The sequence below is a fragment of the Streptomyces sp. NPDC049627 genome (assembly GCF_044465645.1).
GTDB lineage: Bacteria > Actinomycetota > Actinomycetes > Streptomycetales > Streptomycetaceae > Streptomyces.
In genome coordinates, this window is record NZ_JBITLW010000003.1 from 442,966 (window position 1) to 455,507 (window position 12,542).

8 protein-coding genes are annotated in these 12,542 nt (G+C 70.3%); 3 read left to right on the forward strand and 5 right to left on the reverse strand.

The window, feature by feature from the left end; genetic code table 11:
* Positions 1-47: 47 nt before the first annotated feature.
* The 4 genes from ACIBU0_RS11140 to ACIBU0_RS11155 form a co-directional block, all read right to left on the reverse strand.
* On the reverse strand, positions 48-3,833 hold the full coding sequence (locus tag ACIBU0_RS11140; protein WP_398815051.1) for a multifunctional oxoglutarate decarboxylase/oxoglutarate dehydrogenase thiamine pyrophosphate-binding subunit/dihydrolipoyllysine-residue succinyltransferase subunit: 3,786 nt from the start codon (positions 3,831-3,833) through the stop codon (positions 48-50).
* Positions 3,834-4,124: 291 nt separating this feature from the next.
* Complete coding sequence (locus ACIBU0_RS11145; protein ID WP_398815053.1) at positions 4,125-5,231, reverse strand: sensor histidine kinase; 1,107 nt, start codon at positions 5,229-5,231, stop codon at positions 4,125-4,127.
* Entirely contained in the window at positions 5,228-5,965 is a 738-nt protein-coding gene (locus ACIBU0_RS11150; RefSeq protein ID WP_062706191.1) for a response regulator transcription factor, read from the reverse strand. Before ACIBU0_RS11150 ends, ACIBU0_RS11145 begins: the two co-directional genes overlap by 4 nt.
* A 131-nt stretch (positions 5,966-6,096) precedes the next feature.
* Positions 6,097-6,774: a spermidine synthase gene (locus ACIBU0_RS11155; protein WP_398815056.1), complete on the reverse strand. Its 678-nt coding sequence runs from the start codon at positions 6,772-6,774 to the stop codon at positions 6,097-6,099.
* Positions 6,775-6,932: 158 nt separating this feature from the next.
* Here ACIBU0_RS11155 and ACIBU0_RS11160 point away from each other — a divergent pair, with 158 nt between their 5' ends.
* A complete protein-coding gene (locus ACIBU0_RS11160; protein ID WP_398815059.1) occupies positions 6,933-7,805 on the forward strand; it encodes a rhomboid-like protein in 873 nt (290 codons plus the stop codon).
* 673 nt (positions 7,806-8,478) lie between these two features.
* The gene (lon, locus tag ACIBU0_RS11165) at positions 8,479-10,893 is read left to right on the forward strand and encodes an endopeptidase La (RefSeq protein WP_398815062.1); all 2,415 of its coding nucleotides are present in this window, start codon (positions 8,479-8,481) and stop codon (positions 10,891-10,893) included.
* A 63-nt stretch (positions 10,894-10,956) separates the two neighbouring features.
* Here the strand turns inward: lon and ACIBU0_RS11170 are convergent, their stop codons facing one another.
* Positions 10,957-11,790, reverse strand: a complete 834-nt coding sequence (locus ACIBU0_RS11170) for a lysozyme (RefSeq protein ID WP_398815065.1) — start codon at positions 11,788-11,790, stop codon at positions 10,957-10,959.
* Between the two features lie 238 nt (positions 11,791-12,028).
* Here ACIBU0_RS11170 and ACIBU0_RS11175 point away from each other — a divergent pair, with 238 nt between their 5' ends.
* The gene (locus ACIBU0_RS11175) at positions 12,029-12,541 is read left to right on the forward strand and encodes a MarR family winged helix-turn-helix transcriptional regulator (protein WP_398815068.1); all 513 of its coding nucleotides are present in this window, start codon (positions 12,029-12,031) and stop codon (positions 12,539-12,541) included.
* Position 12,542 lies beyond the last annotated feature (1 nt).

Sequence of the window (12,542 nt, forward strand, 5' to 3'; positions counted from 1 at the left end):
GGACGAGGCGTCGGGGCCGGTTGAGTCGGTCACCCGGTGTCAGAGGCTCACGCCTCGAACACCTCACGCACCAGCTGCTCCTGCTCGGCCTGGTGCCGCTTGGCGGAACCGACGGCCGGGGACGAACCGTGCGGCCGCGAGATGCGGCGCAGACGCTCGCCGTGCGGGACGTCGGCGCCGACCGCCAGGTCCAGGTGGTCGATCAGGTTGAGCGCGATGAACGGCCACGCACCCTGGTTCGCCGGCTCCTCCTGGGCCCACAGGTACTTCTCGGCGTTCGGGTACTTGGCGATCTCGGCCTGGAGCTCGGCACCCGGCAGCGGGTACAGGCGCTCGATGCGGATGATCGCCGTGTCCGTGACGCCGCGCTTCTTCCGCTCGGCCTCGAGGTCGTAGTAGACCTTGCCGGCGCAGAAGACGACCTTCTTGACGGCGGCCGGGTCGACCGAGGAGTCGCCGATGACCGGCTGGAACTGCCCGGTCGTGAACTCCTCCGCCTTCGAGGCCGCGGCCTTCAGACGCAGCATCGACTTCGGGGTGAAGACGACCAGCGGCTTGTGGTGCGGGTTGTGCACCTGCCACCGCAGGAGGTGGAAGTAGTTCGACGGCGACGTCGGCATCGCGACCGTCATGTTGTTCTGCGCGCAGAGCTGCAGGAACCGCTCCGGGCGGGCGGACGAGTGGTCCGGGCCCTGGCCCTCGTAGCCGTGCGGGAGGAGCAGGACCACACCGGAGGTCTGGGCCCACTTCTGCTCGGCGGAGGAGATGAACTCGTCCACGACCGTCTGGGCGCCGTTGACGAAGTCGCCGAACTGCGCCTCCCACATCACGAGCGCGTCGGGACGGGCCAGCGAGTAGCCGTACTCGAAGCCCATCGCGGCGTACTCGGACAGCAGGGAGTTGTAGACGTTCAGCCGCGCCTGGTCCTCGGAGAGGTACTGCAGCGGCGTGTACTCCTCGCCCGTCTCACGGTCGATGATGACCGCGTGGCGCTGGCCGAACGTACCGCGCTGCGAGTCCTGGCCCGCCAGACGGACCGGGACGCCCTCCAGCAGCAGGGAACCGATGGCGAGGGTCTCGCCCATGCCCCAGTCGATGGTGCCGTCCTCGACCATCGACGCCCGGCGCTGCAGCTGCGGCAGCAGACGCGGGTGGACGGTGATGTGGTCGGGGATGTTGACCTGGGACTCGGCGATCCGCTTGACGGTCTCCGTGGTGACGGCCGTGCTGACCGCGACCGGGAACTCCGCCTGCGGGTCCGAGGGCTCCACCGTCGCCGGCTGGGACGTGGCCTCGCGGACCTCCGTGAAGACCTTCTCCAGCTGGCCCTGGTAGTCCTGCAGCGCCTGCTCGGCCTCTTCCAGGGTGATGTCGCCGCGACCGATGAGGGACTCGGTGTAGAGCTTGCGCACCGAGCGCTTCTTGTCGATCAGGTCGTACATCAGCGGCTGGGTGAAGGCCGGGTTGTCCGACTCGTTGTGACCGCGGCGGCGGTAGCAGATGAGGTCGATCACCACGTCCTTGTTGAACGCCTGGCGGAACTCGAAGGCCAGACGCGCGACACGCACGACCGCCTCCGGGTCGTCGCCGTTCACGTGGAAGATCGGGGCCTCGATCATGCGGGCCACGTCGGTGGCGTACATCGACGAGCGCGAGGACTCGGGCGCCGCCGTGAAGCCGACCTGGTTGTTGATGACGATGTGGACCGTGCCGCCGGTGCGGTAGCCGCGCAGCTGCGACATGTTCAGGGTCTCGGCCACCACGCCCTGGCCCGCGAAGGCCGCGTCGCCGTGGATCGCCACCGGCAGGACGGTGAAGTCCGTGCCGCCCTTGTTGATGACGTCCTGCTTGGCGCGCGACACACCTTCGAGGACCGGGTCGACCGCCTCCAGGTGGGAGGGGTTCGCGACCAGGGAGACCTTGATCTGCTCGCCGTCCAGGCCCGTGAAGGTGCCCTCGGCGCCCAGGTGATACTTCACGTCGCCGGAGCCGTGCATCGACTTCGGGTCGAGGTTGCCCTCGAACTCGCGGAAGATCTGGGCGTACGACTTGCCGACGATGTTGGCGAGGACGTTCAGGCGGCCGCGGTGGGCCATGCCGATGACGACCTCGTCCAGGCGGGACTCGGCGGCCGAGTCCAGCACGGCGTCGAGCAGCGGGATGACGGACTCGCCGCCCTCCAGGGAGAAGCGCTTCTGGCCGACGTACTTCGTCTGCAGGAAGGTCTCGAAGGCCTCCGCCGCGTTCAGCCGGCGCAGGATGCGCAGCTGCTCCTCGCGCTCCGGCTTGGTGTGGCCACGCTCCACGCGGTCCTGGATCCACTTGCGCTGCTTCGGGTCCTGGATGTGCATGAACTCGATGCCGGTGGTGCGGCAGTACGAGTCGCGCAGGACGCCGAGGATGTCGCGCAGCTTCATCAGGGACTTGCCCGAGAAGCCGCCGACGGCGAACTCGCGCTCCAGGTCCCACAGGGTGAGGCCGTGCTCGGTGATGTCCAGGTCGGGGTGCTTGCGCTGGCGGTACTCCAGCGGGTCGGTGTCGGCCATGACGTGGCCGCGGACCCGGTAGGAGTGGATCAGCTCGAAGACGCGGGCGGCCTTCGTCACGTCGTCGTCGTGCGAGGCGTCGATGTCCTTGAGCCAGCGGACCGGCTCGTAGGGGATGCGCAGGGCCTCGAAGATCTCGTCGTAGAAGTTGTTCTCGCCGAGGAGGAGGTTCGCGACCTGGCGCAGGAACTCGCCGGACGCGGCGCCCTGGATGACCCGGTGGTCGTAGGTCGACGTGAGCGTCATGACCTTGGAGATGCCGAGCTTGTTCAGGGTGTCCTGGGAGGTGCCCTGGAACTCCGCCGGGTAGTCCATGGAGCCGACGCCCATGATGACCGACTGGCCGGGCATCAGACGCGGCACGGAGTGCACGGTGCCGAGGCCGCCCGGGTTGGTCAGGGAGACCGTGACACCGGTGAAGTCGTCCATCGTCAGCTTGCCGTCGCGGGCGCGGCGGACGATGTCCTCGTAGGCCTGCCAGAACTCGAAGAAGTTCAGCGTCTCGGCCTTCTTGATGGCCGCGACGACCAGCTGGCGGTCGCCGTTGGGCTTCACCAGGTCGATGGCCAGACCGAGGTTGACGTGCGGCGGCTTGATCAGCGTCGGCTTGCCGTCCTTCTCACCGAAGGACCAGTTCATCGACGGCATGGCCTTGATGGCCTGCACCATCGCGTAGCCGATCAGGTGCGTGAAGGAGATCTTCCCGCCCCGGGCGCGCTTCAGGTGGTTGTTGATGACGATGCGGTTGTCGAACAGCAGCTTCACCGGGACCGCGCGGACCGAGGTGGCGGTCGGCAGCTCCAGCGAGGCGTTCATGTTCTTCGCGACCGCGGCGGCCGGGCCGCGCAGCGTGATCAGCTCGGGACCCCCGGGAGCCGCGGCGGCGGGCTCGGCCTTCTTCGGCTGAGCGGGCTTCGCGGCGGGGGCGGCGGGCTTGGCCGCGGCCGGGGCCGGAGCGGCGGGTGCGGCGGCCGCGGGCTTCGGGGCCGCAGGGGCCGGCGCCGGAGCAGCCGGGGCGGCGGGCGCAGCCGGGGCCGGAGCCGTGGTGGTCTCTGCGGCCCCCGCGGCCGCAGTACCCGCCGGAGCCGAGGCGGCAGCCGCCCCCGGCTTGTAGTCGGCGAAGAAGTCCCACCAGGCGCGGTCTACCGAATTCGGGTCCTGGAGGTACTGCTGATAGATCTCGTCGACGAGCCACTCGTTCGGACCGAACGCGGCAGCGGGGTTCTTGCCCGCTTGGTCTGCGTCGGTCGAGATGCTCGATGCGTTACTGGGGGACTGTGGCGACACGGCGGCAACCGCCCTCTTCCGCTTCACAAGGTGATGGACAGCGGGAATAAAGGCTACGCCTCCATGGCCGGGAAGGTGAGGCCGGGCAAGGTCATCGTCGTGTAAGTCACATCAAACAGCGTGTTTCGTGCCTGGAAATGGCGGGAAACAAGCGTGGTTCCGGTTCAACCGGCGTCAGATGGGAAAACGCGACCGCGACCCGGCACGCCGAAGGCGCGGGCCTGTGCCTGATCACACGTGTCCGTCAGCCAGGACAGACGTGGATCTTGAGACTCCGCTTCGAACTTTACGTCAACTTGGTACGGATGGCTGCCCTGGAAGCGTGACAAGAATCCGGCAACCTCGCTCGGATTCGGCCACGCCGATCCGGCCGCCGTGCAGATCGACGGCCCAGCGCGCGATCGCCAGCCCCAGCCCCGTACCGCCGTCACTGCCCGGCCCGTGCGGGCGGCGCACGGCGCCCCGGTTGAACCGCTCGAAGACCCGGTGCCAGTCCGACCGCGGAATGCCCGGCCCCTCGTCCAGGACCTCCAGCACCAGCGACTCCGCCTGGGCCCCGCGCCGCGCCTTGACCGTCACGCGGCCGTGCGGCGGGCTGTGCTTGATGGCGTTGTCGATGAGGTTGGCGACGACCTGGTGGATGCGCTCGGGGTCGGCGTGCGCGGTCAGCTCCGGCGGGGAGACGTCGAGGTGCAGATGGACGTCCGTACGGGTGTGGCTGCCGGAGCCCGACGCCATGCCGCCGCGCGCCGAGGCGACCATGTTGGCCTCCTTCAGCACGCCGGACAGGTACGGCCACACCTCGAAGCGCCGCATGCGCAGCGGTACGACGCCGTTGTCGAGGCGGGACAGGTCGAGCAGCGTCTCCACGAGCCGGCCCAGGCGCTCGGTCTGCTTCAGGGCCGTACGCATGGTCTCCGGGTCGGCCTCGGCGATGCCGTCGACCACGTTCTCCAGGACGGCCCGCAGGCCCGCGATCGGGGTGCGCAGCTCGTGCGAGACGTTCGCCACCAGCTCCTTGCGCTGCTGGTCCTGGGCCTCCAGTTCGTCGGCCATACGGTTGATCGTCTCGGCCAGGTCGCCCAGCTCGTCCCGGCGGTTCTCGCGGACCCGGCGGGTGTAGTCGCCGTGCGAGATGGACCGGGCCACCGCGTTCATCTCGTCCAGCGGCGCGGTGAGCGAATGCGCCACGAACTGCGTAATGAGCAGTGTGGCGATCATCGAGAAGACCGTGATGAAGCGCAGCTCCGTCTGGGTGCGCACCGCGATCACCGACAGCCCCGTGGTGATCAGGACCGCGATGACGACCAGCGCGCCCAGCTTGGTCTTGATCGAGAACGGACGTACGCCGCCCCAGGGCTCCCCGGGGCCTCTCCGCGCGGCCGGTCCGTCGCTCATGGCGTCGGCGTCTCCAGGGCGTAGCCCACGCCGTGCACGGTACGGATCCGCTCGGCGCCGATCTTCCGGCGCAGCGCCTTGATGTGGCTGTCGACGGTGCGGGTGCCGGAGGCGTCCGCCCAGTCCCACACCTCGGCGAGCAGCTGCTCACGCGAGAGCACCGCGCGCGGGGTGTTCGCCAGGCACACCAGGAGGTCGAACTCGGTCGGCGTGAGGTGAACATCCTCACTGCGCACCCGTACGCGCCGCTGCGCGTGGTCGATCTCCAGCTCGCCGAGGCGCAGGATGCCCGAGCGCGGTGTCGTGGCGGCCAGCGCGGCCCGCTCGACGCGGCGCAGCAGCACGTGCACGCGTGCCGCCAGCTCCCGCATCGAGAACGGCTTCGTCATGTAGTCGTCGGCGCCGACGCCGAGCCCGACGAGCATGTCGGTCTCGTCGTCGCGCGCGGTCAGCATCAGCACCGGCACCGGGCGCTGGGCCTGCACCCGGCGGCAGACCTCCAGGCCGTCGAAGCCCGGCAGCATGATGTCGAGGATCAGCAGGTCGGGCTGCCAGGCCTCGGCCGTGTCGACGGCCGCCGGACCGTCACCCGCGGTCTGCACGAGGAATCCCTCGGCGCGCAGGCGGGCCGCGATGGCGTCCACGATGGTCGGATCGTCCTCGACCACGAGGACCCGGCGCTGAGCGCCAGGGGTCGCCGTCGTGCCGTTGTGGGAGGTGTGTGTCTGCTCCATCGCCCGCCCCAAGTTGCTTTCCGGAATCCGTGGGGTGATTCCTACTGACTGGCTTGCCTGCGCATGCTTGCGATTGACGCTTGAATGATCCGCGTCAGAGAAGCAGAGTACGGGGAGCCACCGCGCCAGGGCTATCCAGGTCGGACGGCGAGGTGCACGACGTCCGGAACGCCCCGGGCAACGGGGATCTCTTCGGTACGCACCTGTTGGAATCCGGCATTACGCAAGGTTTCTTCGAATTCCGGAGAGGGCCGGGCGGACCATACGGCCAGCACCCCGCCGGGCCTCAACACCCTTGTGCAGCCTGCCAGTCCGGCGGGTGAGTACAGGCTGTCGTTGCCCTCGGTGACGGTCCAGTCGGGGCCGTTGTCGATGTCGAGGCACAGGGCGTCATACGTGGCGGATGTCTCATGTACGAACGTCACGAGATCCGTTTGCAGAATCTCGGTGCGCGGGTCGGTGAGCGCACGGGCGGAGAAGTCGGACAACGGCCCGTCGAGATGCCAGCCGATAATCGCCGGCTCGCGCTCGACGACGGTGATCCGTCCCGGGCGCGGATCGGCCGCGGCGTGTGCGAGCGAGAACCCCACGCCCAGCCCGCCGATCAGCAGTTCCGGCTCGGGCCGCGGGTCCAGCGCGCCGAGCGCCGCGTCGACGAGCAGCCGCTCCGAACGCCCGTCGGAGGTGTCCATCAGGAAGCAGCCGTTCGCGATGATCTGGAGTAACCCGCCGTGCCGCCGCAACACGACCTCGCCGTAGGGGCCTTCGCGACGGTCCAGCACTTCGGGGATGTCGTACGAGGTGGGCATCCGGTCATCCTGGCAGCTCCGGGCGGGGCGGCCGAGGGAATTACCCCTGGGGGTGAACTTCTTGAGAGGTTGCTGAGAATCGGTTTTCGCGTGGCGCCGGTCACAGACAGGGGAGGGCGGCGGGTCAAGGGTGGGGGAAACGGAAGGAGTGCCTCGCCGTGGAACGGACTGTGGCTGCGGGTGGGGCGGGCCCGACCCCAGGGCCCGACTCTTCAGGGGCCGCCTCTTCCGGCGCGACCACCCCTTTCGGTGACGCGGGCCTGCCCGATGTGGCCGGACTGCTGGACGGACTGCCGAGACAGCGCGCACCACAGACCGTCGCCGCGCCGCAGGCCTCAGCGCCGTCGGCCCCTGCGCCGGTCATCGGGTCCGCCCTCGCGCCCGGACCCCGTGTCGTCCTCCGCTTCCGCCCCTGGCGCCTGCTGCCCACCCCCACCGGCACACCGTTCACCTTCGCCTACGCCGCCGCACTGACCGTCACCTCGCTGTTCGCCACCTACGCCGACCCCGCCCTCCTCCACGCCCTGCACCAGGGTTCCAGCACCGACGTGGCGCACCTCCTGCGCACGCCCGTGCTGGTGCTGCTCGCCAGCGCGCTGTGGGTCGCGGGCGGGATCGTGGCGCCGTACACGCTCTGCTTCCTGCTCGTGCTCACCGCGCTGGAGCGGCGGATCGGCGGCGCCCGCACGGCCGTCGTCTTCCTGTGCGGGCACGTCCTGGCCACCCTCGCGACCGAGGGCCCCGTGGGGCTCGCGGTGCTGGTCGGCCACCTCCCCGACAGCTCGCTGCACCGCCTCGACTACGGCATCAGCTTCGGCGTCGCGACGAGCATCGGCGCGCTGGCCGGGCTGCTGCGGCCGTGGCTGCGGTGGCCGGTGCTGGTGCTCTTCGGCGGGCTGCTGCTCCAGGACCTGCTCACCCTTGCCGACCCGCTGACCGATTGGGGGCACCTGATCGCTCTGGTCATCGGGGTCGGGATGTGGCCGGTGGTGCGGCGGTGGGTCGCCTCGGGGGCAGCCGGCCTCGGGTGACCAGACCTACGGCGTGGTCGTGGCCCCCCTGAAGGGCCCGGCCGCCGCAGGACGGGCGCGCTGTCGTCGGAGCATTCGATATGGAGATAGGTGATGCCGCGGGTAGCGGGGGCGCGGCGCGGATGGCCACCAGGGCCCGGCTGAGCCCGCGGCCCCGCCACTCGCCCGGCCTGGAACCGCCCCGCGGGCTCGCGAACTCGGTGCCGCGGAACACCGTCCACGCTGCGGAGACGACCTCGCTCGCCGCGCGCAGACGCCAGGAGGTCGAACGGGTCGTCGTGCGACCAGTCCTTCCCCTCCACCGCTTCTCCGTGCGCCGCGAGGAGGTCGCGCTGCCGTGTGATGGGGAGAAGGTTCGACGGTGCCGCGACGAGGGAGCGCGGGCTGCTGATGAGGCCCCCGGAGCCCGCGGGGGACGTCCACGCATGGGGTCGTCATGGGCCGCGAAGGGCTGTGGGTCTGCCATGCAGAGGCGGTGCGGGAAGGTCCTCGTTCCGCCAGCCGTTGTACGGGAGGTCTCGCTTCTGTCCGGGCCGCCCGCCGCCGACCGTGAACCCCCAGGTCACAGGGCGTTGAGAAGGTGATCGCTCACAGCGAACGGTGGTCGGGGAACATTCAAGGTCTCCCGTGCATTGAGTCGGCATAACTCAACTTGACTGCCGAAGGGGAGATCATGGGTTCGACGTCCACACCGCTCACCCTGCCTGTGCTGCCGCTCGACGACGAGGTCGTGCTGCCCGGAATGGTGGTCCCGCTGGATCTGAGCGACGCCGATGTACGTGCCGCGGTGGAGGCCGCGCAGGCCGCCGCCCGCTCGGAGCCCGGCAAGCCGAGGGTCCTCCTGGTGCCACGCATCGACGGCACGTACGCGAGCACGGGTGTGCTCGGCACCGTCGAGCAGGTCGGCCGGCTGGCCGACGGCGACCCGGGCGCCCTGATCCGCGGTCGCGGCCGGGTGAAGATCGGCGCCGGGACGACCGGGCCGGGTGCGGCGCTGTGGGTCGAGGGCGCGCGGCTGGACGAGAAGGTCCCCGAGCCGCTGCCCGGCCACGTCACCGAACTGGTCAAGGAATACAAGGCCCTCGCCACCGCCTGGCTGCGCAAGCGCGGCGCCTGGCAGGTCGTGGACCGCGTCCAGGCCATCGACGACGTGTCCGCCCTCGCCGACAACTCCGGTTACTCGCCCTTCCTGACCACGGAGCAGAAGGTGGAGCTGCTGGAGACCGCCGACCCGGTGGCCCGTCTGAAGCTCGCCACCCAGCAGCTGCGCGACCACCTCGCCGAGCAGGACGTGGCCGAGACCATCGCCAAGGACGTCCAGGAGGGCGTCGACAAGCAGCAGCGCGAGTTCCTGCTGCGCCGTCAGCTGGAGGCCGTCCGCAAGGAACTGCGCGAGCTGAACGGCGAGAAGGAGGGTGAGGAGTCCGACGACTACCGCGCCCGCGTCGAGGCCGCGGACCTGCCGGAGAAGGTCCGCGAAGCGGCCCTGAAGGAGGTCGACAAGCTGGAGCGGTCGAGCGACCAGTCGCCCGAGGGCTCGTGGATCCGCACCTGGCTCGACACCGTCCTCGAACTGCCGTGGAACGAGCGGACCGAGGACGCCTACGACATCCAGGGCGCCAAGGGCGTGCTGGACGCCGAGCACGCCGGTCTGGAGGACGTGAAGGAGCGCATCACCGAGTACCTGGCGGTGCGCAAGCGCCGTAACGACCGGGGGCTCGGTGTGGTCGGCGGGCGGCGCGGCGGCGCCGTGCTGGCCCTCGTCGGCCCGCCCGGCGTCGGCAAGACCTCGCTCGGCGAGTCCGTCGCGCACGCGATGGGCCGGAAGTTCGTCCGGGTCGCCCTCGGCGGCGTCCGGGACGAGGCGGAGATCCGCGGCCACCGCCGTACGTACGTCGGCGCGCTGCCCGGCCGGATCGTGCGGGCCATCAAGGAGGCCGGGTCGATGAACCCGGTCGTGCTCCTCGACGAGATCGACAAGGTGGGCTCCGACTTCCGCGGCGACCCGGCGGCGGCGCTGCTCGAGGTGCTGGACCCGGCTCAGAACCACACCTTCCGGGACCACTACCTGGAGGTGGAGCTGGACCTGTCGGACGTGGTCTTCCTGGCCACGGCCAACGTCCTGGAGGCCATTCCCGAGGCCCTGCTCGACCGTATGGAGCTGGTCCGCCTCGACGGCTACACCGAGGACGAGAAGATCGTCATCGCCCGTGACCACCTGCTCCCGCGCCAGCTGGAGCGGGCAGGCCTGGACAAGGACGAGGTCACCATCGACGAGGGCGCCCTGCGCAAGCTCGCCGGTGAGTACACGCGCGAGGCGGGCGTGCGCACCCTGGAGCGGTCCATCGCCAGGCTGCTCCGCAAGGTCGCGGCCAAGCACGAACTGGGTGAGCAGAAGCTGCCGTTCACCATCACGGACGGCGACCTGCGCGGCCTGATCGGCCGGCCGCACCACGTGCCCGAGTCCGCCCAGGACCCGGCGGAGCGCCGTACGGCCGTGCCGGGCGTGGCGACGGGCCTGGCGGTGACCGGCGCGGGCGGTGACGTGCTGTTCGTGGAGGCGTCCCTGGCCGACCCGGAGACGGGCGCGGCGGGCCTGACGCTGACGGGCCAGCTGGGTGACGTCATGAAGGAGTCGGCGCAGATCGCCCTGTCCTTCCTCCGCTCCCACGGCGCCGAACTCGAACTGCCGGTGGCCGACCTGAAGGACCGGGGCGTGCACATCCACTTCCCGGCGGGCGCGGTGCCGAAGGACGGCCCGAGCGCGGGCATCACGATGACGACGGCACTGGCGTCACTGCTGTCGGGCCGCCTGGTCCGCACGGACGTGGCGATGACGGGCGAGGTCTCGCTGACGGGTCGTGTCCTGCCCATCGGCGGCGTGAAGCAGAAGCTTCTGGCCGCGCACCGCGCGGGTGTCACCACGGTGATCATCCCCAAGCGCAACGAGCCCGACCTGGACGACGTCCCCGCCGAGGTGCTGGACAAGCTCGACGTCCACGCCGTCACCGACGTTCGCCAGGTCCTGGAACTGGCCCTGTCGCCGGCCACCAACGGCGCGGCGCCGGAGGTTCCGGTCGCGGCGTGACGGACGCGGCCGGAAAGGGAAGGCCCGGGTTTTCGTGAGGGAGGCCCGGGCCTTCGCCGTACGTCAGCCGTTCGCCAGCGCCTGCAGTCGATCCAGCGCCCCGTTGAACTTGTTGTGGTCCCCGACCGTCGGTCCGGAGGACGTGTACTGCCACATCGTGTAGTAGCTCCAGCCCGCCGGCAGCTCCCCCACCGTCGAGGCGTACCTGGCGACCCACAGCGGGTGGGCGGAGGCGAAGCCGCTGTAGTTGCCGGTGCACAGGGTCCACCAGCTGGTGGTGGTGTAGATGACGGCGTCGCGGCCGGTGCGGGACTTGTACTGGTTCAGGAAGTCGCGGATCCAGGTGACCATCCCGCTCGGGGTCTTGCCGTAGCAGTCGTCGCCGTACGGATTCCACTCGATGTCGAGGGCGCCGGGCAGGGTCTTGCCGTCGCGGGACCAGCCGCCGCCGTGGTCGACGAAATAGTTGGCCTGGGTTGCTCCATTGGTGGTGTCCGGGGTGGCGAAGTGGTACGCGCCGCGGATCATGCCGACGTTGTAGGAGCCGTTGTACTGCTGGGTGAAGTAGGTGTTCGTGTAGTACGTCCCCTCGGTGGCCTTCACGTAGGCCCACTTGACCCCGTTGTTCCAGAGGGTCGACCAGGCGACGTTGCCCTGATGGCTGGAGACGTCCACGCCTTCCGGCTGGGTGGCCAGGGCGCCGGAGGGGAGGCCGTGGGCGCCGTCGTGGGCGGCGACGCCCATGCCCATGTGGGCGGAGCCCCGGGCCGGGATGTCGTCGTCGGCCGATGCGGGGGAGGGCTGTGTGGCGAGAGTGAGGGCGAGGACGGCGGTGAGCAGGAGCCCGGCGAGGTGCGGGCGCCGCGGGCGGAGCGGTTCGGGTCTGTGCACGGGCATAGCGTGCCTCCGAAGGCTCGGTGGTGCTCGGTGGGGAAACGCGGGGCGCCGGGGGATGGCAGCTGTGGCGTGTTCATGCCAGTCAGCCTCTGGTAGAGAAGCTAGGCATGGAGAAGCGCAGGTGGAAGGGGGTCCGGAGGCTGCCTTTGGTCTGAGCCTGCGAAATACTGGCAGAGCAGCGGCGATGACGGCGGTCGGCGGAAACTTTCAGGACGGGAAACGCGAGGCAGAGGCTGACGTGCACGAAGACGGAAACGGCGACGGGCGGCGAGTCGAGTCCGGGGGTGCCCCCACCGGGGGAGCCTCCGGTAGCGGTATGGGCCGGCCCGAGTTCCTCGACCTGGAGCGCGAGTTGACGGTCCTGTTCCGGCGGGCCCGGGCCAAGCAGGGCGAGATGGCGCGCGCGGTCCATCCGGACCTGGAGTCGGCGGCGTACGGCCTGTTGGTCCGGCTGGGTGAGTCCGGGCGCCAGCGGGCCACGGAACTCGCGGCCTACATCGGCGTCGGCAAGGCCACGATGTCCCGTCAGCTGCGCGCCCTGGAGGACCTGGGGCTGGTCGCCAGGGAGCCGGACCCCGCGGACGGGCGGGCCTGGCTGGTCCACCTCACGGAGGAGGGGCGGGGCCGGGTCGAGAAGGTGCGCGAGGCGCGGCGGGCCCGCTACGTCGAGCAGCTGTCCCACTGGGACCGGCACGAGGTCGCGGAGCTGGCGCGGCTGCTGAACCGGCTGAACCGGGGGATGGAGAAGTAGG

Coding starts and splice junctions, on each gene's coding strand:
- ACIBU0_RS11150 (WP_062706191.1), bottom strand. CDS start 5,965: ATGGAGCAGACACACACCTCCCACAACGGCACGACGGCGACCCCTGGC.
- lon (WP_398815062.1), top strand. CDS start 8,479: ATGGGTTCGACGTCCACACCGCTCACCCTGCCTGTGCTGCCGCTCGAC.
- ACIBU0_RS11155 (WP_398815056.1), bottom strand. CDS start 6,774: ATGCCCACCTCGTACGACATCCCCGAAGTGCTGGACCGTCGCGAAGGC.
- ACIBU0_RS11145 (WP_398815053.1), bottom strand. CDS start 5,231: ATGAGCGACGGACCGGCCGCGCGGAGAGGCCCCGGGGAGCCCTGGGGC.
- ACIBU0_RS11170 (WP_398815065.1), bottom strand. CDS start 11,790: ATGCCCGTGCACAGACCCGAACCGCTCCGCCCGCGGCGCCCGCACCTC.